Below are 23,236 nucleotides of genomic sequence, written 5' to 3'. Positions count from 1 at the left end.
TTCTGCCGCGCACGTTGCGGCATCGATCCGCCGCCCGGTCCATGGCCCCGCTCGATCTGCACGCCGAGGAGCCGAACCTCGTAGATGCCGCCGCGGCGCGGATCGGGACGCCCCTGAACGCCAAGTGGCGGCTCGATGATCTGCTGGGCGTGGGCGGGATGGGCGCGGTGTTCGCCGCGACCCACCGCAAGGGCTCGCGCGCCGCGGTCAAGGTCCTCCACATCGAGTTCGCGCGCAACGCCGAGCTGCGCGACCGCTTCCTGCGCGAGGGCAAGATCGCGAACAAGGTCGACCACCCGGCGCGCGTCGCCGTGCTCGAGGACGACCTCAGCGACCGCGGCGAGCCGTTCCTCGTCATGGAGCTGCTCACCGGCACCACCCTCCAGCGGCTCGCGAGCGGCGCCGGCGGCACCCTCCCCCTCGACCAGGTGCTGCCCGTCTTCGACGTCGTGCTCGATCTGCTCGAGAGGTGCCACTCGATCGGCATCGTCCACCGCGACATCAAGCCGGCGAACATCTTCGTGACGAGCGCCGGGCACGTGAAGGTCCTCGATTTCGGCATCGCCCGGATGCGCGACCCCGAGCGGCAGGCGACGCGCGCGGGCATCACGTTCGGCACCCCGGCGTTCATGTCGCCCGAGCAGGCCATGGGCGTCTCCGGCATCGACGGCCGGTCGGATCTCTGGTCGGTCGGCGCGAGCCTCTTCACGCTCCTGTCGGGCAAGCGGCTCAACCGCGGCCGGAGCGAGTCGGAGTCGTACTTCCTCGCGGCCACGCAGACCGCGCCGTCGATCGCGACGGAGGCGCCCGACCTGCCGGTCGAGATCGTGGCGTTCGTCGACAAGGCGCTCGCCTTCGAGCGCGGCAGCCGCTTCCAGAGCGCCGCGGCGATGCGCGGCGAGCTCCGCCGGCTGATCGCCGCGCACGCCTCCGGCCAGCTCACGCCCTCGCGCGAGCGGAAGGCGCCGCGCGTCCTGGTCCGCGGCAACGACGCGATCGACGAGGAGAGCGAGCCCCAGCCCCTGGCCCTCGTCGAGCAGACGTGCCAGCGGCTGGTCGCCATCTGGAAGCTGCTCGCGCTCGCGCTCGGCAACATCCGCCAGTACGGGTGGAACCACCCCCACGTGAACAAGGGCATCCACTTCGCGTTCGACGAGATCACGCGCACGCTGTCGCACAACCCGCTCGGCGTCCGCTGGGAGGTCACCCCGAACGCGTTCACCGCCGGCGGCCAGCCGATCTGGCAGCCCGATCGGCCGCCCTTCGACCGCATCCCCTACCAGCTCTTCGCCGACGGCATCCGGAAGATCCAGGTCAAGGCCGGCGTCACCGAGGCCGAGCTCCGCGATTTCGCCGCCATCCTGCTCCGCGACCAGCGGTTCGGCCTCGGCGAGGACGACGACGCGGTGACGGCGCTCTGGGATCGCCGCTTCGAGCACATCGCCTACATGGCGATCGACCAGTTCGCCGACGGCGACATGGAACAGGAGGAGTTCGAGGAGCAGTGCCGCGAGATCGCGGTCGGCGCGCGCGCCCTCGCGCAGATCGAGAGCCTCTGGGACGAGAGCTCGCTCGCGGGCAGGGCGCTCCAGAGGAACGTCGAGGCCGCGCTCGCGGACGCGGGCGCGGCCGCCTCGGCGCTCGCCATCGACCCTTTGACCCGGAGCACGCTCAGCGCCCAGGTCGCGCTGCCCGCGGAGCAGTGGAGCGAGCGCTACATGGACGCGTTCGTCGACGGCTACGTGGACGCCGCCCGGCACGGCGACCTCGACCTCCTGACCTCGGCGCTCACCGCGTGGACCTCGGACCAGATCGTCCTGCACAGCTACGAGCTCGCGTTCGAGGTGCAGGCGATGCTCCGGCGCGCGTTCGCCGGGCGGCTCGACGAGGTCCAGCGCGCCGCGGCGGGGCGGGGCGGCGAGGGCGCGCCGCGGCTCTCGCGGCGCGAGGTCGACCGGACGCTCGCGCAGGCGATGTTCCCGGTCGAGGCGCTGAAGGCGATCCTCGACGACCTCGCGACGGCTCACCCCGAGGAGGCGGCCGCCGCGGGCCCCGGCGCGGCCGCCGCGGGCCCCGGCGCGCACGGCGGCGCGGGCGCGGCGGCCGCCGCCGGCGCCGCGCCGGGCGGCGCGGCCGCGGGCCCCGGCGCGCACGGCGGCGCGGGGCGGAGCGTCGCGCCGCTCGATCCCGCCATCGTCGACGGGCTGGCCCACGCGCTCGAGGCGCTCGAGGACGGCTCGCTCTTCAGCGCCGCCTGCCAGTGCCACGGCGCGGTGCAGTCCGAGCGCCTGCGCGAGATCCTGCTCGCGTACATGCGGCGGTGGGCGCCCGGCCGGGAGGCGGAGCTCGCGCACCTCCTCGCGCGCGCCCAGGTCCCCCTCGCCCTGACGCTCGTCCAGCTGCTCGGGCAGCTCAGGACGCCCGAGGCGTTCGCCGCGCTGGAGGCCGGCTTCGCGAGCCCGCACGTCGAGGTGCGCATCAGCGCGCTCGCCGAGATCCCGGACGCCACGGGGCCCGACGGCGCGCCGGGCACGGGCGCCACCGCCGAGCGCGTCCGGGAGGAGCTGCAGAAGCTGCTCGACGACCCCGCGCCGCCGGTGCGCCGCGAGGCCCTGCGCATGATCGGCAAGCTCGGCGTCCTCGCCGCGGGCCCGACGCTCGTGCGGCGGATCCTCTCGACCTCGTTCCACGACCTGCCCGGGACCGAGCGCCGGCAGTGGCTCGAGACCGTCGCGCAGCTCAACCCCGCGCGGGCCGAGAAGCTCGCGATCGAGCTGCTCGAGAAGCGCCAGCTCATCCCGTCGGAGGCGATCGAGCAGACCCGCGAGATGGCCGCGCACTTCCTCTGCCAGGCGCGGAGCTACGAGGCGCTCCGCGCGGTGAAGGAGGCGACCAAACCGCGCTGGTGGAACACGCCGCCGGTCCGCGACGCGGCCGCCCGCGCCGCGGTCACGATCGCCGCGCGCCTCGTCGCGCCGACGCGCCAGAGCGACCGGCCGCTGTCGCACGCGTCGCCGTCGTCGCTGCAGCCGGCCGATCCGGGCGGGCCGACCTCGCGCGCGGCGCGCTCGCGCGTACCCGCCTCGGCCCGGCGCTCGAACCCGGGTGTCCCGCTCGGGCTGGAGCCGCTCGAGCCGTGGAGCACCCCGCGCCCGGGCCCCGCGGGGTCGCAGGGCGACGACGCCGGGCGGAGCGCCTTCAGGCCCCCGGGGCTCGGCTCCCCCCTGTCCGGCCCGCCCGCCGCCGGCTCGGTGCCGCCCACCTCGGTGCCGTTCAGCCGGCGCATGCCGCCGCCGCCCTCCGCGGCCTCGTCGTCCAGCCCGACCGCCGCGCCGCCGCCGATGGCGCCGCCGGGCGGGCGCCCGGCCTCCCCGCCGCTGTCCCCTGCCCCGCCCTCCGGCGTGCCGCACAGCGCCCGGCAAGGCCCCGCGCCATACCCGATGAACCCGCCCGTCCGTCCGCTCATCGAGCCTGCGCCCGCGGGCGCGGTGCCGTCGACGAAGCCGGCGCCCTCCCCGGCGCCCCGGGGCGGGAGGAAGCCGTGAGCGAGGAGAAGGCCAACCTCACCGAGAGCACCGGCGGCACGGCGATCTCGGGCGTGAAGGCGGACGGGCGGCGGCGCGCGGCGCTCGGCCTGGTCCAGATGCTCTACCGGCTCGCGAAGGCGTGCCTCCTGCACAGCGACTCGAACCAGGCGGTGCTGTCGCTCGTCCCGTCGGCGATCGACAGCATCGTCCAGTTCTGCGAGCTCTCGGGGACCGAGGCCGCGACCCTGGTGTTCGCGGGCAACACCCTGTTCATCAACGGCCAGATGCTCCGCGCCTCGCGCGAGACGTACGAGGTGGCGCTGGAGCTCGGCAGCTTCTTCGAGACCTGCGACGTCTCGGAGGTCGTGCTCGACAAGGCGGTCCGGCGCGCCGAGCTCGCGGCGTTCGCCCGCCTCCTCGCCGACGCGCAGCGCGACCGCAGCAGCGCCGCCCGCCTCGCGCAGTCGAGCCTGCGCGGCGTCCGGGTCCGCAAGCTCACGAACCCCTTCCCCGGCGGCTCCATCGAGGGCGACGGCACGCGCACCGGCCGCATCAGCCGCACCTACGCGGCGGCGCTCCTGGTGATGCGCGGGTTCTACGCGGGCCTGCGCGCCGGGGAGGCGGCGCTGCCGCAGCGGGTGAAGCGCGTCGCGCAGAAGCTCGTGGCCGCGGCCGAGGAGGACGCGCGCCTCCTGCTCTCGATCGCCGCGGGCAAGGTCGCGGATCCGGACGAGGCGGGGCTCAGCGTGTCCACCGCGATCGTCGCGCTGGGCATCGCCCGCCAGCTCACGACCGACCGGCGGATGCTCGGCGGCCTCGTCACCGCCGCGCTCCTCTACGACGTGAGCCGGCTGCGGCTCACGGGCGCCGTCGCCGGCGCGGCGGCCGGCGGCGGGGAGCCGGCGGCGGGCCCGTTCCTCGAGCGCGGCCTCAGCGAGGACGAGAAGGAGCGGCTGCCGGCCAGCGCGGCCGTGATGCTGACGGCGCTCGGCAAGCTGCACGCGCCGTCGATCACGCGCACCGTGATCGCCTACGAGGCGCTCGCGCTGCGGCCCGGCGGCCCGCGGGGCCCGCTCTACGGCGGCCGGCGCAGCCCCACGGTGCTGGCGCGCATCCTCGCGGTGGCCCGGCAGTTCACGGAGCTCCGGTCGGCGTCGTTCCCGGTCCTCGACGGCGCGCCGGGCGGCGCGTCGCTCGACGGCGTGCTCCAGCGCATGACCACGGGCGCGGAGAGCGCGACCGACCGGGCGATCGGCCGGCTGCTCGTCGGCGCGCTCGGCATCATCCCGACGGGGACGTTCGTGCAGCTCAGCACGGGCGAGCTCGGCGTCGTGCTCGCGACGCCGAGCTCGCCCGCGCATTTCGCGCAGCCGCCGGTGCGCCTCCTCTTCGACGAGCAGGGCCAGCGGCTCGCCGCGCCGGTCGACGTCGATCTCTCGCTGAGGGCGCCGGGCGCGGAGCCGTGCTTCATCATGCGGCCGGCGCAGGTGGAGCCGCACCACGAGCGGGCGATCCGCGCCGCCTTCGGCTTCGGCGCCGCGAGGTCCGCCGCGGGCGTGGACGCGCGCGCCGCCGCCGCGGGCATGGACGCGCGCGCCGCCGCGGGCATGGACGCGCGCGCCGCCGCGGACATGGACGCGCGCGCCGCCGCGCCGCCGCTCCTGTCCGAGGACGAGGTCCCCGCGACCGAGCCGGGCAACACGCTCGCGTCGCGCGCGCTCCGCCCGGCCGAGGAGAGCGCGCGCTCGTCCCCGTCGCGCAAGGACGCGGCGTGGCTCGGCAAGCCGCTCGTGGGCGTTGCCCGCGCCGCGCCGTCCTCGCACGGCGCGCCCCCCAGGCCGCCCGTGTCGGCGGAGCGCCCGGCGCGGGCAGAGCGGGGGCGCAACGAGAACCTCATCTCGACGCAGCCCCCTCCCTCCGCGGCCGCGGCGCAGGCGCCCGCGGTCCCGCCGCCGCCCCGGCTGCCGCGCGACTCGCGGCCGTTCGGGGCGCTCGCGTCCAGCAGGTATCCCGCGCCGCCTCCGTCGCGGCGGAGCGAGCGCCGGGGCGACGCGTCGGCGCCGGACCAGGGCGTGGGCCAGCTCCCGACGATCGGCCCGCCGTCCGGCCCTGCGCTGTCGCGGCGGGCCGGGGATTATCGGCTGGGCCCGCCGTCGCGCCGGCTGGATTCCCGGGCCGAGCCGGAGGAGAGCGACTGGAACGACGAGCTGCCGACGATCGATCCTCCGCCGCCGCACTCGCCGCCGACGTCGCGGAGCCCTTCCTATGTCCCGGAGCCAATTCCCACCGAGCGCAACGCGCAGCAGGCGCTCGCCGGCCTTTCGCACGGCCCGGGCCTGGAGGAAGCGGACCTGACCTGGGCCGATGAGCTGCCGACGCTGGATCCTCCGCCGCCGAGCACGGAGACGGAGGAGCGGGAGCGCGACCGGCTGCTCGCGGCCTACCTCGCCGAGCAGACGCCGCTTCCGCTGGCGGCTCACCGCGAGTGGAGCACGGCGCCTGGCGCAACGCCTTACGTGGCGGAGACCGAGCACGGCACGTGGCGCGGCGGGGCGCCGCCCTCGCAGCGCGGGGCGCCGGAGTCGCGCCGTGGGGCGCCGCCCTCGCAGCGCGAGGCGCCGGAGTCGCGCCGTGGGGCGCCGTCCTCGCAGCGCGGGGCGCCGGAGTCGCGCCGTGGGGCGCCGTCCTCGCAGCGCGGGGCGCCGGAGTCGCGCGCGGCCCCGCCGATCAGCTCGGGCTCGTACGGCGGGTCGCGGCGCCCGCCTCGCGCGCCGATCCCGCGGGAGGAGCCGGAGGACGACGGGTACACCCCTCCGGCGCCGGAGGGGCGGGACCGGTGATGGACCGGGCCGCTGCGTCTCCTCCGCTCGTGGCGCTCCTCGCGCTGCTGTTCGCGGGGGCGGCGTGCGGCGACGATCGGGAGACGCCCCCTCCCCCCGAGGATCCCTGCAAGCTCGGGTTTCTGGGCGAGGAGGGCGAGGACCTCCGGATCGAGGTCATCGCGCTCGGCGCGGACGGCGCGGCGCGCCCGGTGGACGACGGCGACGCGCTCGATATCCTCATGCCGCCGCAGGGCGGGCGGGTGGTGTTCCTGGGTGCCCGGGCGACGAACCTGAGCGCCTGCGGCGTGCAGCTCTCCGGGTCGCTGCGCGACACCGTGTCGGGGCGGGTGATGTCCGAGTCGCGGACGATCAACCTGGATCCGACCGGCGACGGGTGGGGGGCGAGCGTCGATGTCGACATCTCGACGTTCGCGAACGTGGGAGTCTGCCCGAACAACTGGTCGGGGCGAGACATCTACGATGAGGACTACGAGATCGTGGTCCAGGTGCGGGACAGGGACGGCCGGATGGCCAAGGAGACGAGGCGGGTGCGGCCGGCGTGCGGCGAGCCCGGGCTCGAGATCGAGTGCCGGTGCATCTGCAAGCACGGGTATATCCTCGGTGAGGCGTGCGAGTAGGCGGAGTAGCGCGGCGGGCGGGGGCTCCGCTGCCCCGGAGGACATCCCGCCGGGCGAATCAACGAGCTATCGAGTCAGGAGGTACCCACTTTGCACCTGCGCCGGGAGCATGGGCACGGAGGACTTCGACACCCATCCAGACGGCCATCACGGGATGACGCCATGGCTCGCGAGCTACATCACCTCGCAGCGGCAGGCCTGTCCGTGACGCCCCGCACGAACGCACTCCTCCTCGCGCTCGCGCTGGTCGCCTGCTCTGGCGAGCCGGAGCCTGCGAATCCCGCCGGCTCCAGCTCCGCCTCGGGCGGCGGCGGTGGCAGCGACGCGGGCGCAGGGGGCGGCGGCGGTTCGCCGGAGGGCTGCCCGTCTGGCGCCATGATGCTCCAGAGGGCGGCAGTTCCCAGCGATGCAGCATCCGGCTGCGTGGACACGGACAGCCCGCTTGCGATCCCGGTCTGTACGGGGCCCGAGATCTACAAGCTGGTCACGTACACCTGCCTTCGCCGCGTGTCCGACGGCAAGGAGTTCTGGATGGCGCACAACGCCGTTGTTCGTCCTGCTTCGAGCGAGTGGCAGCTCTGCGGCCACGAACCGCATCCCGACGACCTGTCGCCCGAGTGGCCCCGGCCGCCCGCCCCGTGCGCCACGCGCTGCGGTGGCTCCCAGCAGACTGCGCCGCCGGTCCTGACGCCGGCGCCGATCTCGACGTGCAGTCCGGAGGACATGCGGGACATGTTCAGGTGCGGAGCCGCCAACTCCGAGCGTGACGAAGGCTGTTGCCGCCGTCCGTTCTGCGAGACGGACGATGACTGCGGCGACGGCGCATCGTGCAAGCGGGTCGACCCGGTCGGGTTCATCTACAGCTGGGTTGGCCTGGCACCCGACGGCTCGCTCTCCTGCAACTGGGCGGGCGCGATCGGGAGCGCCCCCGAGATGCTCTGCGTTCGCAACGATCCCTGAGGCGACCTCCTCCCCTCCCCTCCCCTCCCCTCCCCACGCGGCGCGACGGGCTCAGCCCCTGGCCGCTGTAGCGCTGATGCGCTTGCTCTCTCGAACGACATGTCCGGGCTCCCCGGGGATGGCGATTGGAGGGCGGCGCCGGCCATCTTCAATTTTCCGACAGGAGCAAAAAATCGAGAAAAGCAGAACATTCAGAACATGTCAAGGACGGATCGCCCATGCCACCCCAGACGATAGAAGATCTCTGACGCGATGCGCCTTCGGCCCGGGAAATTACACCATATCGACAATTTAACGCCGATGCTCCCCCGACGCGCGGGAAGTGTATCCAGAACGTTTCGGCACGATGTCGACGACGACTTCCCCGCGCGCCGCGCCGGTGTATACCCGACGCGACATGGTGCATTTGGACGAAAAAGTAGAGCCGCTCTTCGATCAGATCGTTCGCCGCAACCCCGGCGAGTCGGAGTTCCACCAGGCGGTCCGTGAGGTCCTCGAGTCCCTCGGCCCGGTGCTCTCGAAGCACCCCGAGCTGATGCGGCACAAGATCATCGAGCGCATCTGCGAGCCCGAGCGCCAGGTGATCTTCCGCGTGCCGTGGGTCGACGACCGCGGCGAGGTGCAGCTCAACCGTGGCTTCCGCGTGCAGGTGAACAGCGCGCTCGGCCCCTACAAGGGCGGCATCCGCTTCCACCCGACGGTCTACCTCGGGACCATCAAGTTCCTCGGCTTCGAGCAGGTCTTCAAGAACGCGCTCACCGGGATGCCGATCGGCGGCGGCAAGGGCGGCGCGGACTTCGACCCCAAAGGGAAGTCCGAGGGCGAGATCATGCGCTTCTGCCAGAGCTTCATGACCGAGCTCCACCGCCACCTCGGCGAGTACACCGACGTGCCGGCGGGCGACATCGGCGTGGGCGAGCGCGAGCTCGGCTACATGTTCGGGCAGTACAAGCGCCTGACCAACCGCTACGAGTCGGGCGTGCTCACCGGCAAGGGCCTCGCGTGGGGCGGCTCGCTGGTGCGCCGGGAGGCGACCGGCTACGGCGCCGTCTACTTCGTCGCCGACATGCTGCGGGTGCGCGGCGAGAAGCTCGCGGACAAGACGTGCGTGGTGTCGGGCTCGGGCAACGTCGCGATCTACGCGACCCAGAAGCTGGAGCAGCTCGGGGCCCAGGTCATCGCGTGCTCGGACTCGAGCGGCTACGTGCACGACCCCGACGGCATCGATCTCGCGCTGCTCAAGCAGGTGAAGGAGGTCGAGCGCGCGCGCATCAGCGAGTATGCGACGCGGCGCGGCCGGCGCTCGCGCTTCGTGGAGGGCGGCAACGTCTGGGAGGTGCCGTGCCAGATCGCCATCCCCTGCGCGACGCAGAACGAGCTGAACGGGCGCGACGCGACGACGCTCGTGAAGAACGGCTGTCGCACCGTCGCCGAGGGCGCGAACATGCCCACCACGCCCGAGGGCGTGCGCGTCTTCCTCGAGGCCGGCGTGGCGTTCGGCCCCGGCAAGGCCGCGAACGCGGGCGGCGTGGCGACCTCGGCGCTCGAGATGCAGCAGAACGCGAGCCGCGACTCGTGGACGTTCGAGCACACCGAGGAGCGGCTCGCCGAGATCATGACGAACATCCACCGCACGTGTCACGAGACGGCGGAGGAGCTCGGCGTGCCCGGCAACTACGTGGTGGGCGCGAACGTCGCGGGGTTCCTGCGGGTCGCGCGCGCGATGATCGCGCTCGGCGTGGTCTGACGGCCGGCCGCGGGGGGGAACGAGCTCGCGCGCGAGGAGGCCGGCCGAGGCCGGTCGGCCGAGGATGGGAGGCGAGGACGGGAGGCGGCGGACGAACGCCTCACACGTCGAGGTCCTTCCACCGCTTCGATCGCTGCGTGACGATCAGCATCCCCACCAGCAATGCCACGCCGATCGCCGCGAGCGCGAACCAGATCGCGCAGGGGCGGGAGGTCTCCCAGAGCAGCTTCGTGGCCTCGACCGCGTCGATGTTGAGCACCGCCTGGAGTCTCCTGAGTGCCTCATCCTTGACATGCCCGGACCACTGTGGTCCACATCACACATGAAGCCGTCACCGGTGCGCGCCGATGCTGCGAGCGCGCCTCGAGTTCTCGAGAGCTCGCCGTGCGATCATCCAGTCTTGCGTCGTTCCCCTGGGGTGGCGTCGACCTCCGGAGTCTGCGAGCCCGAGCGCCTGGAGCGTTGCTCGACCCGCCCTGTACGCGCGCTCGCCGCGCGCCCGCTCGTCGCGCTCGTGGCCGCGATGTTGCCGCTCGCCGCCGTGGCCCACGGCTGCGGCGGCGACGCCCCCGCGCCGGATGACACGGGTGCAGCGGGCGCCTCCGGGGACTACCAGATCGAGCTCGATCTACCGCCCGAGATCGGAGCCCGCGTGCTCGAGATCGCGACCGAGCTCGGCGCGGCGATCTGCGAGCGAGCTCGGAGCTGCTGCGACCACTTCGGGTTCGAGCCGCGGACCGATTGCGTGCAGATGGGCGGCGAGATCTTCGCCTACCGGATGCTGGGGGTCGCGGGCCTCGGCGAGGTGGACCTGAGCGAGTTCGACTTCTCGATCAACGAAGCCATGGCGGAGCGCTGTATCGACATCGCGCGCTCCCTCTCGCACCAGTGCACGTTCCCGGCCCTCGAGATCGTCGATTGGTTCTGGCCTTGCTACCTGGTCCTCGAGGCCTCTCGGGAAGGAGAAGTGCCCGACGAGTGCGATGGCGACGAGGTCTGCCAGGTCAAGTATGGCCCGGGCAATGGGTGCTTGAGAAACATCTGCCTGCCGTTCGCCGAGGTCGAGGAGGGCGCAGACTGCGGCCTGCCCCAGGAAGGCCCGACCATCCCCGTCTGCAGCGCGAGCCACTACTGCAGCTCTACCTGCCAGCCGCGAGCGGAGCTCGGCGAGCCGTGTGGCTCCGCAGCGTGCGTTGCAGGGGCCTTCTGCGACCGTGAGGCCGACGCGCGCACCTGTGTCCCGCTCTTGCCGCTCGGCGCCCCCTGCCCGAGCGACCACGCCTGCGCGGAGGGGCTGCACTGCGAGTGCCCGAAGTTCGGGAGCTCCTGCGACGAGCGGTTCTGCTTCGAAGAGCGCGAGATCGGCGAACCTTGCTCCGCAGATCCGGAGTGCCCCTTCCCGACCCGCTGCGAGGGCGGTATTTGCAAGCCATCGAGCCTCGGATTCTGCGAGGCCCCGTGAGCTCCGACACGAGAACGGGCGCGCGACGGCCCGGACATGGCGACGCGACCGAGGCGCGCCCCGGTCGCGGAGAGGAGGAGAGGAGCGCGCGCCCGGTCTCCTCCCCGGCGCCCGCGGCGCGCTGGATCCGCTCGATCAGGAGCGGCATCGCGCCGAACCCCCAGGAGCGGCATCGCGCCGAACCCTGCCCAGATCCGGGGGAGCCGCACCAGCACCTCGCGCGAGCCGTCCGGCAGCGCGGAGGAGCCGTACCCACAGCTCCGGGTCACGTGGCGCCCGCGCGCCGGGTTCCCGGGCGCGCGGCGAGGTAGCCGAGGGCGAGGGCGACGAGCTCGTCCTCGAAGGTCGGGTCGAACAGGGCCGCGGCGTCGTCCTCGAGGGCCGTCGCGACGACGCCCTCGAGCGCGGAGGCCAGCACGCGGGCCGCGACCGCCGGGCGATCGAGCGCCGGGTCGGCGGCGCGCAGCAGCGCCTCGAGCGAGCCGGTGACCAGCTTCGTGGCCTCGCGGAGGGACGAGGGGCCGCCGATCTCCGCCATCGAGGCCTTGAGCGCGAGCGCGAGCTCCCGGTTGTCGCGCTTGGCCGAGAGCAGCTCGCCGATCGTCCGGCGGATCGCGTCCGCGAGCGGCAGCCCGTGCGCGCCCTGGATCGCCGCGAGCAGCCGCCCGGTGACGCGCTCGAAGTATCGCAGGTGGAGCGCGGTCACCAGCGAGCGCTTGTTCGGGAAGTACTGGTAGAGCGAGCCGACCGACACGCCGGCGACCTCGGCGACCCGCGTCGTCGTCAGCGCGCCCGGGCCGTGCTTGCGCAGGACCTGAAATGTCGCCTCGAGCACCGCCTCCACCGTCGCCTGCGACCGCTCCTGAACTGGCCGTTTTCGTTGCTGAACTTGCCGGGCCAGGCGGCCCATCGGCAATGCGAATGGCGAACCTGAAGGTTTCTTCACATTCTTCGAGCATGGTACAGGATCGCAGGGAAGCACGGGAAACGTTCATCGTGACCGGCGCGACGCGGGGGCTCGGCCTCGAGATCGCGCGGGCGCTCGCGCGGCGGGACGGGGCGCGGGTCGTCGCCGCCGTACGCGACCCGGCGCGGGCGGCTGCGCTCGGGCTCGGGCCGCGGGTGGAGATCGTGGAGCTCGACCTGGGCTCGCTCGCGGCGGTGCGGGCGTTCGTCGCGGGCTGGCGCGGGCCGATCGCGGGTCTCGTCAACAACGCCGGGCTGCAGCCCGGCGCGACGCGCCGCACCGCGGATGGCTGGGAGGAGACGATCGCGGTCAACCACCTCGCCGCGTTCGCGCTGACCGTCGGGCTCCTGCCGTGGCTCGACGGCGGGCGCGTGCTGTTCGTCGGCAGCGGCACGATCGACCCAGAAAACCGCGTGCCGAAGCGGCTCGGCTTCCGCGGCGCGCGGTTCACCAGCGTCGCCGCGCTCGCGCGCGGCGAGGGCGAGGGCAGCGAGGTCCAGCGCGGGCGCGATCGTTACGCGACCAGCAAGTTCATGAACACGGTCGCGGCGATCGAGCTCGCGCGCAGGATCTCCCCGGATCGCACGCGCTTCTACACGCTGGACCCCGGGATGATGCCGGGCACCGGTCTCGCGCGCGAGGCCCCCTTGCCCGCGCGCGTGCTGTGGTCGACGGTGCTGCGCTGGCTGGTCCCGCTGCTGCCGGACGCGAGCACGCCGGCCCGCTCGGCGGCGACGGCCGCCTGGATCCTGACCGGCGACGAGGCCGCCGCGCACAGCGGCGAGGTGTACGGGCCCGACCGCCGACCGTCGCGGCGGATGTGGGCCGCCGTGCGCGAGCCGCAGGTCGGCCGCGCCGTGGTCGACGAGACCCTCGAGCTCCTCGGTCTGTCGCTGCCCGACGCGCGCGGCCGCGCTGCGGCGTGAGCGTTCAGGCGATGAGGGGCGCGCTGGCGCGGGTCTCGGTGCTGGGGCAGCTGCCACCGTCGACACGCCGGGGCCCTGGGCTCCAGTCCCTCCGGCTGTGACGTAGCGGTGCTAGCACCGCGTCACCCGAGCTCATCGCTGGTTCATCGCGGAGGGGCCGGAGACGAGGCGGGCCACAACCGGGGCCCGCCGGAGCGCAGGCCCCGTGAGCGACGAACTTGGGTGACCCACCACGAGCCGCGACTCGTGGTCGTTCGAGCACGCCGAGGAGCGGCTCGCCGAGATCATGACGAACATCCACCGCACGAGTCACGAGACGGCGGAGGTGCTCGGCGTGCCCGGCTCGTGCAATGACGCTCTCAAAAAACATGGACATGCTCAGCACCTCGCTCACGTTGCCGTTCGCATCCGTGAGCTGCCACGGGCCGAGGACGCGATAGTCGGGGACGGCTTCCACGGCGTTGCTCAGCCCGTGGTCTCATGGTGGTCGAGGTCGTCGACGCGCAGGTCGGAGGCAATAAACACGAATTCATGAACGACGGTGTTCTTCAACCCGAGCAGGACGCGTAGTAGACTGGTGGCGCGCACGGACGACGGTTGCGATTGGGAGTCTGGCAACCGCTATCGTGGCCGTCCGTCCGTGCGCCTTCCATACCGTGTCTGCCCCCTCGTGCGGGCCCATACGAGGTTTCTGCTTTCGCCAGCGGCGGGACGCGCGCCGGCTGCTGCTCTTCCCCTCCGAGTACCCGGAACCAAGCCGAACTCTCGCTCGGTCACGCCGCCTCGCGCCGCTCACGCTCCCACGAAGCCATCAGGAGGCTCGGTTTTGATGCGCCCGCCCTGGAGTTTAACCCAAGCCGCTCAATTCGCCATCCACCCATTTCACCTCATCGATCAGCGAGGCGGGGATCAGATGGGGAAACTCCTCCACAAAATCCGCAACATCCTTCTGAAGCTGCCTTAACGAATCCCGCTGCAGTTGACCATGGAAGCGCAGAGTATCGTCGCACCGCAGGCGCAGCCACTCGACATCTAGGCGCGGAACGTCCACGGATCGCTCGAGGACAAGCAAGCAGTCCCGGAGCCGCTCGACTGTCTCAACAATAGTCATATCAACACTCACCTCTTTCCATGAGTATTTTCTACCATCCATTTGATACCATCTCTTGTCTCTCGGTACAAAAATCGAGCCGACACTTCTCTCCCCTTGAGATCGAGTGATATCCATCCCTCACGATTACCTGTGAGAGGATGTGGAGTTCTCGCCCTGAGGGATCCCCTCATTATCGCAGCGAAATCTGGCGAATTGATGGTCACATCGAATCACTCCACGGTAGGCACATGTACGATCATTGTGCGACATGACCATCGAACCCCTGAGCTTCATGGATGTCGAAGCGAAGAGTTGCGTCATGCGAGTGAGAAATCGTCGTCGCTGGTCGGAATATACATTGGTAGGAGGCGACCAGCGAGCTTACCGCATGCGCCGTTGGTTCGAGCGACATCATGACGACTCTCGCGAAGGACGCGCACAAGCCTGCCGCACATGGCTCCGCGTCTGCGCCGTCTAAGCAGACCATCCGGTCGAAAATCGACCAGAAGTACATCCAGGCCTTCGTCGAGAATTTGTTCGGCGATGACCTGCACGCGATGCGCGTCCTGTCGCTCGCGAACGGCGTCGTTGGCGTCCTGCAGGCGGCGGTGCTGGCCATCCATGCCATCGGCCAAGCGTATGCGAAGGTCGCCAACATCAAACCGAAGAGTGGGGTCAAGCAGGTCGACCGGCTGCTGAGCAATACCGGCATCGACGTGTTTCATTCCCTGAGGTCGTGGGTACAGTTCGTGATCGGGGTCCGCAAAGAGATCGTGGTCGCATTGGACTGGACGGACTTCGAGAAGGACGACCACACGACGCTCTGCGCCTACCTTGTGACGCGGCATGGTCGTGCGATGCCGCTGGCATGGAAGACGGTAAAGAAGTCCGCGTTAGAAGGTACCCAGAAGGACCACGAATACGAGCTCATCGAGTGGCTTCACGACGCCATCGACGAGACGGTCGAGGTCGTTCTGCTCGCCGACCGGGGCTTCGGCGATCGCAAGCTCTACGACTTTTTGGAGTTCATCGGCTGGAACTTCGTCATCCGTTTCCGCGGTTGTATCGTCGTCGAGAACGCGATCGGGGAAGCGAGGCCCGCCGACGCCTGGGTGCCCGTGAGCCGCCGCGCCACGATGCTGCGCGATGTGCGCGTCACGGACGACCGCGCAAAGGTTCCAGCCGTCGTCCTTGTTCACGCACCGAAGATGAAGGAGGCGTGGTGTCTGGCCACAACGCTTTCGGATCGCAAGGCGGGCGACATCGTCAAGCTCTACGGCAAGAGGTTCACGATCGAGGAGACGTTTCGAGACATCAAGGACAACCACTTCGGGATGGGCCTCTCCGCCACGCACATCCGCAACGCCGGGCGGCGCGATCGGCTGCTGCTGCTCGCGGCTATCGCCTTCAGCGCTCGCCAGAAATGGTCCACCTCTGCTCGCCAAAAATGGTCCAGGCTCGGATCCGCGCTCGTGGCGCTGATCGCGATCATCGACGCCGACCAGCAGGACGGCGCGGTGGCGGCTGTGGCGGGAACGCACCCGGCCGCGGAGGGAGCAGCGGTGGCCAGCCGCCGAGATGGCGATGGAGCTCATGCTGAGCGACGCCCGGCCATCGGGAGCTGCACGACATCCGGCGGGAACGCCTGCCGGCGCGTGCATCCGCAGCCCGGAGCCCCCGCCGGAGGCACATCCACGTGCCCATCGCCCGCAATGCATCGGCGCCGTCGGGCGCAGCGAAAGGCAACTGAGCGCCCGGAGCCACGCGCAGGCAGAGCCGAGCATGGCGAGGACGCGACGTTGCCTGGAGCGAGCACGGCGGCATGCTGCACGAGGCGATGGACCATGCTGACCTTCGCGCTTCGCAGCTCTGAGGGCTGCCGCAACGCCGTCGTCGGTCACCGCGCCTCCGGCTACGCCTTCGGGGAGCGCACACGACGCACTGCGTTAATCGTGTGATTCCGTGTGGTTGCTTCGTTTGCGGCGCGTGCTTCCGTGGGGACGCGCCACAGTTGGCGCGCGCCAAGGGGACCTCGTAAGGGGCGGCGTGTCCCCGAGACTGCGGAACGTCGAAGCACGCCGGTGCACGGCATGAGCATCAACTCCTCCTCCGCTCCTGTCAACGGGTCATTTTTCGCAAGCACGCGCGAGAGCACGCCATCAAATCGCCGCTGCTGGGAGCCGTCTGCGCGTAGTACGGCCACGAGCCCGCTTCCGCCGCTCCTTGGCGCAGCCGGGGAGTGGACCAGTTCTGGAGAGCACAGATGCCAGCGCCTCGGATCACGGCAGCGCCTGGTCCCAGCCAGCATCAGCCTACGCAGGGGGTGGACCACTTCTGGAGAGCAGACCCGGCTCATTTCTCGTGAGCGTCGAAGGCTATCGCCCATGCGCTCTTGACGCTGCTCGGCGCTGCGAGCGAGGAAGCCGGTCTCGATCGATACCTAAAGGTCAATACGGTCAAGCGCCGCACACACTCGCTCTATCGCCAGGGGCTCTACTGGTACGACTGCCTTCCCACCTTGCGCGAGGACTGGCTTCGGCCCCTCATGATTGCCTTTGACCGCATCGTCCGGGAGCACGCCGTCTTCCGCGAGATCTTCGGTATTATTTGAGGGGATTCCCCAGCCCGTTCACCGGATCTCCCGGCAGACTCGTGCTCGTCAGCCGGTTGCTCGTTTCCGCGTAGGCATACCGCCGCGTCCAGCTCCCCGCACCGGCCTGGTGCACCATTCGCACAATGTTGCCGACGGCATCGTAGAAATACTGCTCGGTGTAGTTCCTCAGCGCCTGCGCGTCGTTCGCGTGCGGCAGCGACTGGATCGGCAGGTCGTTCTGGTCCCGCTGCGCGTCGGCCAGCCCTCCCGCGTGCTCCCGCCCTGTCGCCTCGACCAGCCGATACACCGCGTCGTACACATACTGCGCGCTCGGCGACACCACGTCGTTGTTGAAGAACACCGTCTGTTGCGCGCTGTCCTCGATCTCCACGATGTTGCCGACCGGGTCGTGCACATACCTGAGGTTCTGCAGCACCGCGCCGTCCGCGCTCCGCGTCGTCTTCAGGCGCGCGAGCCGGAACGTCAGCGGGTCATACGTGTACACCGTGAATGTGCCGTTGCCGTACTCGATCCGCTCGCGCTGCCCCTTCGCGTCGTAGTCGATGTCGTCGACGAACGTCGTCCACGCCGCCGCGCCTCGAACCCGCGCCTCGACCCGCTCGAGCAGCCCCGCCTCGTTGTACGCGGGCTTCACCTCGCTCGCGTCCGGCGCCGTCACGCTCGTCGGGCGGTTCAGCGCGTCGTACGCCGTCTGCGTTCCGAAGCTCTCGAGCTCCAGCAGCGGTTCAGCCGCCGTCGCGATGGCGGCCACATCCGTGAGCGCCGCGAGCGCCGACCAGTCCTTTCAGCATGCACGTCGCTGCGCAGCCGCCGCGATGCCTCCAGCACATTGCCCTTGAAGTCGTACGCCTGGCTCGTCACCACACCCGCGCCATCATACACCTGGTACGGCCTGCCGCGCAGGTTCAGCGCTGTTGCTTGTGGATGGGCTTCGCCATGGACATAGCACCGCGCCAGCCGTTCGCCGCCCGAGGCGGGCTGTACGTGCTCGTGCGTCGGCCGGCGCAGCGCATCGTACGACGAGCGGTAGATGAATCCCCGCCCCTTCCAGGCGCGCAGCCGCTGCCCCGTTGCGCCCGCCAGCATCCATCGCTCGCCGCTGTCGTTGCTCTGCTGATAGAGCAGCTGCCCGCCGAGCCCGAAGCGATGCTGCATCGCCTGGTTGCCGCGTGCATCGGTGATCAGGAGCGGCCGCCCCTCGATATCGAGCATGCTCTGCGTGACGTACTGCCCCTCGGCCCCGTTGTCCGCCACCGCACGGAACACCCGCCCCAGCGCGTCCAGGTGGCTCACCGCCGGCGTACCTGCGTGGGTAGCCGCCAGATCTGCCGCGCGCGAGATCCTGGAGCTCCGGCTGCTCGCCGCCGCCCTCAACGCCGTCTCCATCGCGCTCCGTATCGAGCACCCCACCCTCGACGCGCACGCCGCGCCCACGGAGCCGCCTACGCTGTGCGCGGCACGCCAGTTGCTCGTGCAGATCCGCTTGCTCCGCGGCACCATTTACTCTTACCGCGCGGCCGTCCACCGCGTCCTCGAAAGCTGGACGACGACGGCATCCCCTTTTGACGCGCACGCTACGCGCTTCACGCTCCGCGTCCCTCCAAATCCGCGCGCAGAGAACCCTCAATTCTCGTGGTGATGCTCAGTCGGTCGTCCCCGAGCCGTCCACGTCGGCGAGCCGGATCCGCTTCGGGTCGAAGCGCCCCTCGTGGTCGAACCGCATGCGGCCGCCCATCTGCACCTTCGCGCCGAAGCGGCCATGGCCGAGGTTGGGCCAGTAGCACACGTTGCCGTTCCGGATCCGCACCAGGTCGACCAGCCCGTCGCCGCTCATGTCGGCCAAGAAAATGCTCTGCGCCGCGTCGGCGAACACCAGCGACGCCCCGCGCTCCTCGTCGCTCGGGCGCGCGATCGTGATCGGCCGGTCGAACCCGCCCTTGGCCAGCGACGGATACCACGTGAACGTGTCAGGCCCCGTGACGAGGATGTCCTCGTGCCCGTCGCCGTTCAGATCGATGAGCCGGAGGTTCGGGTCGCTCCAGTCGACGTTCGGCTGCGACGCGAACGGCCGGAACGGCGCCCACCCCGCGTCCGTGCGGTCGAAGTAGCCCGCCACCGGCCGCTCGAACACCACCATCTCGTTGCGCCCGTCCCCGTCCACGTCGAGCAGCTGCCCGCCGGAGACGGCCCGACGAGACGTGAGCGGCCGCGCCGCCGACAGCAGGCCGGCGCCGAGGGGGCGCTTGTATTAGAGGATCTCGCCCTCCTCGGCCATCGCCAGCATGCGCGGGCAGCGCCAACGAGCACGATGACCATCGTCAGCATGCGCGAAGCCCGCGATGGCGACGTAGCGATCGCCGGCGCATGCTGGGATCAGCGGAATGGTGGTGATTGCCGAGACGAGAGCGCCGCCAGTGGGGCGCGAGAGGTCACCGATGTCAAGCCCTGCCTCACGGGGCCACGGCGGCATCGCGCCGATCATCAGCGCCCCCAGCTCGAGCAAGAGCGGTGCCAAGAACCTGATACAGCTATCCAAAGATCGCATTACGAAGACACGACAGGAGCTCCTGTTCATCCCACGGAAACGGCTCTCCCTCCTTGACAGCGGGCTGGCCGAGTGCGGTATGCAAATGCGCGAGCAACAACTGCACGGTCTCTGCCTCGGTAATCAAACCGCTCTGCGCGGACTCAAAAGCAGACCGCTCGAACAGAACTTCACGCACCACGCGCCGACACTCTTCGTCTGAAAGCGGCGAAACCGACAAGAGGCTCGCAAACCGACCGGCGCAAAGAACAATTTTTTCAATATCAACCTTCGATCCCTGAGAATTTAGCTCCGCCATTTATTTGCCTCCACTGCTCTGTATGAAAGACCTGATTGCATCGATGTTCTCGATGGTTTCAACCTCAAAATCACCGTCCTCATTCCTTGTTCTCACATGCAGACGGTTTACTTGCGCAGGAACAAGCCGATCTGCATAAATTATCGTCGTATTAGGAACATTGGGCGTGGACGTCTTCTCGATCTTCAGCCCCTCGACATTCACATCTACTTCGATGCTAAACGCGGCTTTTCGGCTCAAGTCAGCACCATGAACAAACGTCGACGCTGCGGAGCCTCCGAGGAACACCTTGCCGCCATCCGGAAGGAAGCCACCGGATTCGATGATCGACAGGATGCCATCGCCCTTTGTGCCGTGGAATCCACTGATTACTCGGCCTCCTTTCGCGGAAGCGCTCGCCGATACCTCCGATGCTCGGGGAGGAGCCTGCGATGCCTCCTTTCCAGCCCTATCATCCGGTGCTGCGCTAAGGTCAGGCGGCGGCTCTTTACGTTCGGCGTCGGGCGGCGGCGGAACGGCAGGCGTCATACCCGGTGCCGGTGGTGGCTGCGGAGGTCCTGGAGGAGGGGCCGAGATGCCGCCATCACCCTTGGCCGAGAGTTTCTCGACGAGATAGCCAACGCCCATCTCGACAAGAACTATCCCGACGCCGATCGCAATCGACGGGCCGGGGCCGCCGGGGGCGCCGCCAGGCGGCGGTCGGGTGGGCGCCGCGCCCCGCGTGGCAGGAGAGATCCGAAAAACTCCCGAAGCGTCACCTCTTGACGGCGCACTAGGCGGCGCGGAAACTGGCTTGGCAGCGGCAGCGCCCAACGCCGCCGGAGTCCCGCCTTCTAGAGGCGCCTCCTCTGAACGCTCTGGGGTTGCGCCGCCAGAGCTCTTCGTCACCGCCGCGGCAATGCCTTTTTGCGCCTCGATCGGCTCCCAAGGCCATCGCCAGCGAATCGGCTGCTGCTGCGGAACTGCACGCCCATCAGGGTCGAACAATGTCGTGGGATTGTTCCTCGCGTACGCGTACAGGCTCGGCCCGTCCACCATCCCCTCTGGATCCGCCGCCGTCCACCTCCCGAGCCACGGCGCATAGTACCGCGCCCCATAGTAGTAGATCCCCGTCTCCTCGTCCTTCTCCTTGCCCGTGTACCTGTACCTCTTCCGGCTCACCTCCACCGCGCTGCTGGCCGACCAGTACGCCGTCGTCCCATAGGGGTGGTACTCCTCGTAGCCGATCACCAGCCCCGCCCCATCGACCTCCAGCGATGCCGAGCCAAGGTGGTTGTCGAGCTGATACCGCACCCGCGGCGTCACCGTGAACGGCCCCGAGGTGTCCACCGTCTTGGTCTCCACCATCGCCACCCGCCGCGCGCCATCCATCACGTGCAGCGTCTGCCGCTCCAGCACGAGCCCCGACCCGTTCCGCCGCCGGTAGACCTCGTAGCCGCCGAGGTAGATGCGCTCCTCGACGAGCCCGCTGTGCTCCCAGACCTTGCGCACGCGCTGCCCCGTAGCATCGTAGTCGTAGTAGACCACCCCGCCGCCACCGAGATCTGTGCTCCGCACCTGGTCGTTCTCGTCCCAGGTCAGCGCCGCGATGTGCGGCATCGCCGTCATGTTGCCGTGCGCATCATGCGCATATGTCGCGCTGTACGGCCCGTTCACCGGATCTCCCGGCAGACTCGTGCTCGTCAGCCGGTTGCTCGTCTCCGCGTAGGCATACCGCCGCGTCCAGCTCCCCGCACCGGCCTGGTGCACCATCCGCAGCAGGTTACCCACCTCATCATAGAAGTACTCCTCCGTGTAATTTCTCAGCGCCTGCGCGTCGTTCGCGTGCGGCAGCGACTGGATCGGCAGGTCGTTCTGGTCCCGCTGCGCGTCGGCCAGCCCTCCCGCGTGCTCCCGCCCTGTCGCCTCGACCAGCCGGTAGACCGCGTCGTACACGTACTGCGCGCTCGGCGACACCACGTCGTTGTTGAAGAACACCGTCTGCTGCGCGCTATCCTCGATCTCGACGATGTTGCCGACCGGGTCGTGCACATACCTGAGGTTCTGCAGCACCGCCCCGTCCGCGGTCCGCGTCGTCTTCAGGCGCGCGAGCCGGAACGTCCGCGGATCGTACGTGTACACCGTGAATGTGCCGTTGCCGTACTCGATCCGCTCGCGCTGCCCCTTCGCGTCGTAATCGATGTCGTCGACGAACGTCGTCCACGCCACGGCGCCTCGAACACGCGCCTCGACCCGCTCGAGAAGCCCCGCCTCGTTGTACGCGGGCTTCACCTCGCTCGCGTCCGGCGCCGTCACGCTCGTCGGCCGGTTCAGCGCGTCGTACGCCGTCTGCGTTCCGAAGCTCTCCATCTCGAGCAACGGCTCGGCCGCCGTCGAGATGGCAGCCACATCCGTGAGCGCCGCCAACGCCGACCAGTCGGCTTCAGCATGCACGTCGCTGCGCAACCGGCGCGACGCCTGCAACACATTGCCCTTGAAGTCGTACGCCTGGCTCGTCACCACACCCGCGCCATCATACACCTGGTACGGCCTGCCGCGCAGGTTCAGCGCCGTTGCTTGCGGATGGGCTTCGCCGTGGACATAGCGCCGCGCCAGGCGCTCGCTGCCCGAGCCGAGCTGCACGTGCTCGTGCGTCGGCCGGCGCAGCGCATCGTACGACGAGCGGTACACGAACCCCCGCCCGTTCCAGGCGCGCAGCCGCTGCCCCGTCGCGCCCGCCAGCATCCACCGCTCGCCGCTGTCGTTGCTCTTCTGATAGAGCAGCTGCCCGCCGAGCCCGAAGCGATGCTGCATCGCCGGGTTGCCGCGCGCGTCGGTGATCAGGAGCGGCCGCCCCTCGATGTCGAGCGTGCTCTGCGTGACGTACTGCCCCTCGGCCCCGTTGTCCGCCACCGCGCGGAACACCCGCCCCAGCGCGTCCAGGTGGCTCACCGCCGGCGTGCCGGCGTGCGCAGCCGCCAGATCCGCCGCGCGGCGCTCCGGGTCGCCCTGGGGCAGCGCCTGCCGGGCCGCATACCACGCGCTCTCCAGCACCGTGTCGTTCGGATCGTGTGACGTCTGCTGCCACGCATCGAACACCACCCTGGAGAACGTGCCGTTGGGCAGGTCGGTCCGGATGAGCCGGCCCAGCGGGTCGTACCGCAGGATCGGCGTGACCCCCCACTCCACGAGCTCCGCCTCGTCCTCGTACTCGTGCGTCGCGCTGAAGAACGGCTCGTACTGCTTGACCGGGTTGCCCTTGTTGTCCAGCACCGTGCGCCCGGTGCCCACCCAGCGCGACGTCACATGCGAGAAGACCAGGTCGCCCTGCGCGTTGTGCACCAGCGCGCCGTTCGCGTCGCGCTCGGGCGCCGGCCCCGGCTCCGCCTTCACCTTGCGCAGCACCTCGTTGCCGGCGCCGTCGGAGTAGATGTACGTCTCCAGCCACCGCGGGTTGCCCGCCCCGTGCTGCTCGCGGGCGCGGGCGTGCACCACGTTCGGCTTGCCCGTGCTCTGGAATCGCTCCAGATCGTACTCGAATGTGACGGTCGGGTCGTCGAGCGTGTCTGAGCAGCGCCTTCAAGATGGAGGGGCGTTCGCTCGATTCCGATCAGGTTTGCCGAGGAACAAAAGACGAAGCCCCCTCAGAAAACTTGCC

18 protein-coding genes are annotated in these 23,236 nt (G+C 70.2%); 9 read left to right on the top strand and 9 right to left on the bottom strand.

Annotated elements, in window-relative coordinates; all coding sequences use genetic code 11:
- Positions 1 to 41: 41 nt before the first annotated feature.
- The 5 genes from WMF31_RS02620 to gdhA all read left to right on the top strand — a co-directional run bounded on the left by WMF31_RS02620 (position 42) and on the right by gdhA (position 9,694).
- Positions 42 to 3,545: a protein kinase domain-containing protein gene (locus tag WMF31_RS02620; protein WP_436600420.1), complete on the top strand. Its 3,504-nt coding sequence runs from the start codon at positions 42 to 44 to the stop codon at positions 3,543 to 3,545.
- Entirely contained in the window at positions 3,542 to 6,367 is a 2,826-nt protein-coding gene (locus WMF31_RS02615; RefSeq protein ID WP_436600419.1) for a hypothetical protein, read from the top strand. Before WMF31_RS02620 ends, WMF31_RS02615 begins: the two co-directional genes overlap by 4 nt.
- Entirely contained in the window at positions 6,367 to 6,987 is a 621-nt protein-coding gene (locus WMF31_RS02610) for a hypothetical protein (RefSeq protein ID WP_436600418.1), read from the top strand. Before WMF31_RS02615 ends, WMF31_RS02610 begins: the two co-directional genes overlap by 1 nt.
- Before the next feature lie 423 nt (positions 6,988 to 7,410).
- On the top strand, positions 7,411 to 7,947 hold the full coding sequence (locus WMF31_RS02605) for a hypothetical protein (RefSeq protein WP_436600417.1): 537 nt from the start codon (positions 7,411 to 7,413) through the stop codon (positions 7,945 to 7,947).
- Positions 7,948 to 8,344: 397 nt separating this feature from the next.
- On the top strand, positions 8,345 to 9,694 hold the full coding sequence (gdhA, locus tag WMF31_RS02600) for an NADP-specific glutamate dehydrogenase (RefSeq protein ID WP_436600416.1): 1,350 nt from the start codon (positions 8,345 to 8,347) through the stop codon (positions 9,692 to 9,694).
- Positions 9,695 to 9,794: 100 nt separating this feature from the next.
- Here the strand turns inward: gdhA and WMF31_RS02595 are convergent, their stop codons facing one another.
- Positions 9,795 to 9,953, bottom strand: coding sequence for a hypothetical protein (locus WMF31_RS02595; protein ID WP_436600415.1), 159 nt, complete (start codon positions 9,951 to 9,953; stop codon positions 9,795 to 9,797).
- Between the two features lie 141 nt (positions 9,954 to 10,094).
- Between WMF31_RS02595 and WMF31_RS02590 the strand changes: the two genes are divergently transcribed.
- A complete protein-coding gene (locus WMF31_RS02590) occupies positions 10,095 to 11,156 on the top strand; it encodes a hypothetical protein (protein WP_436600414.1) in 1,062 nt (353 codons plus the stop codon).
- A 265-nt stretch (positions 11,157 to 11,421) separates the two neighbouring features.
- On the opposite strand, the gene WMF31_RS02585 is transcribed toward WMF31_RS02590, so the two are convergent.
- Positions 11,422 to 12,000 carry a TetR/AcrR family transcriptional regulator gene (locus tag WMF31_RS02585; protein WP_436600413.1) on the bottom strand — a complete coding sequence of 193 codons (579 nt, stop codon included), beginning with the start codon at positions 11,998 to 12,000 and terminating at the stop codon, positions 11,422 to 11,424.
- Positions 12,001 to 12,113: 113 nt separating this feature from the next.
- Between WMF31_RS02585 and WMF31_RS02580 the strand changes: the two genes are divergently transcribed.
- Entirely contained in the window at positions 12,114 to 13,049 is a 936-nt protein-coding gene (locus WMF31_RS02580) for an SDR family NAD(P)-dependent oxidoreductase (RefSeq protein ID WP_436600412.1), read from the top strand.
- Positions 13,050 to 13,896: 847 nt separating this feature from the next.
- Here the strand turns inward: WMF31_RS02580 and WMF31_RS02575 are convergent.
- Entirely contained in the window at positions 13,897 to 14,277 is a 381-nt protein-coding gene (locus WMF31_RS02575) for a hypothetical protein (RefSeq protein ID WP_436600411.1), read from the bottom strand.
- Positions 14,278 to 14,555: 278 nt separating this feature from the next.
- On the opposite strand from WMF31_RS02575, the gene WMF31_RS02570 reads away from it, so the two are divergent.
- Complete coding sequence (locus WMF31_RS02570; RefSeq protein ID WP_436600410.1) at positions 14,556 to 16,100, top strand: IS4 family transposase; 1,545 nt, start codon at positions 14,556 to 14,558, stop codon at positions 16,098 to 16,100.
- Between the two features lie 434 nt (positions 16,101 to 16,534).
- A complete protein-coding gene (locus WMF31_RS02565; protein ID WP_436600409.1) occupies positions 16,535 to 16,753 on the top strand; it encodes a hypothetical protein in 219 nt (72 codons plus the stop codon).
- Here the strand turns inward: WMF31_RS02565 and WMF31_RS02560 are convergent.
- From WMF31_RS02560 to WMF31_RS02535, 6 genes are all read right to left on the bottom strand, one after another.
- A complete protein-coding gene (locus WMF31_RS02560; protein ID WP_436600408.1) occupies positions 16,746 to 17,507 on the bottom strand; it encodes a hypothetical protein in 762 nt (253 codons plus the stop codon). The two genes, WMF31_RS02565 and WMF31_RS02560, sit on opposite strands and share 8 nt — an antisense overlap.
- On the bottom strand, positions 17,429 to 18,049 hold the full coding sequence (locus WMF31_RS02555) for a hypothetical protein (protein ID WP_436600407.1): 621 nt from the start codon (positions 18,047 to 18,049) through the stop codon (positions 17,429 to 17,431). The genes WMF31_RS02560 and WMF31_RS02555 overlap by 79 nt, the downstream gene beginning before the upstream one ends.
- 349 nt (positions 18,050 to 18,398) lie before the next feature.
- A complete protein-coding gene (locus tag WMF31_RS02550) occupies positions 18,399 to 18,917 on the bottom strand; it encodes an FG-GAP repeat domain-containing protein (protein WP_436600406.1) in 519 nt (172 codons plus the stop codon).
- Positions 18,918 to 19,004: 87 nt separating this feature from the next.
- Positions 19,005 to 19,271 (bottom strand): hypothetical protein, encoded by a 267-nt coding sequence (locus WMF31_RS02545; RefSeq protein ID WP_436600405.1) that lies wholly within the window; start codon positions 19,269 to 19,271, stop codon positions 19,005 to 19,007.
- Between the two features lie 13 nt (positions 19,272 to 19,284).
- Complete coding sequence (locus WMF31_RS02540; protein WP_436600404.1) at positions 19,285 to 19,599, bottom strand: hypothetical protein; 315 nt, start codon at positions 19,597 to 19,599, stop codon at positions 19,285 to 19,287.
- Positions 19,600 to 23,073 carry an RHS repeat domain-containing protein gene (locus WMF31_RS02535; RefSeq protein ID WP_436600403.1) on the bottom strand — a complete coding sequence of 1,158 codons (3,474 nt, stop codon included), beginning with the start codon at positions 23,071 to 23,073 and terminating at the stop codon, positions 19,600 to 19,602.
- Positions 23,074 to 23,236 lie beyond the last annotated feature (163 nt).

The organism is Sorangium sp. So ce1036 (assembly GCF_051369805.1).
Lineage (GTDB): Bacteria > Myxococcota_A > Polyangia > Polyangiales > Polyangiaceae > Sorangium > Sorangium cellulosum_F.
Note: the sequence above shows the minus strand (reverse complement) of the source record. Positions and strands in the feature narration are given on the sequence as shown.

What these genes read in the sequence shown, in the direction of transcription:
- WMF31_RS02580 (WP_436600412.1), top strand. Translation starts at nt 12,114, where the DNA reads ATGGTACAGGATCGCAGGGAAGCACGGGAAACGTTCATCGTGACCGGC.
- WMF31_RS02620 (WP_436600420.1), top strand. Translation starts at nt 42, where the DNA reads ATGGCCCCGCTCGATCTGCACGCCGAGGAGCCGAACCTCGTAGATGCC.
- WMF31_RS02540 (WP_436600404.1), bottom strand. Translation starts at nt 19,599, where the DNA reads ATGGCGGAGCTAAATTCTCAGGGATCGAAGGTTGATATTGAAAAAATT.
- WMF31_RS02570 (WP_436600410.1), top strand. Translation starts at nt 14,556, where the DNA reads ATGACGACTCTCGCGAAGGACGCGCACAAGCCTGCCGCACATGGCTCC.
- gdhA (WP_436600416.1), top strand. Translation starts at nt 8,345, where the DNA reads ATGGTGCATTTGGACGAAAAAGTAGAGCCGCTCTTCGATCAGATCGTT.
- WMF31_RS02575 (WP_436600411.1), bottom strand. Translation starts at nt 14,277, where the DNA reads ATGGATATCACTCGATCTCAAGGGGAGAGAAGTGTCGGCTCGATTTTT.
- WMF31_RS02610 (WP_436600418.1), top strand. Translation starts at nt 6,367, where the DNA reads ATGGACCGGGCCGCTGCGTCTCCTCCGCTCGTGGCGCTCCTCGCGCTG.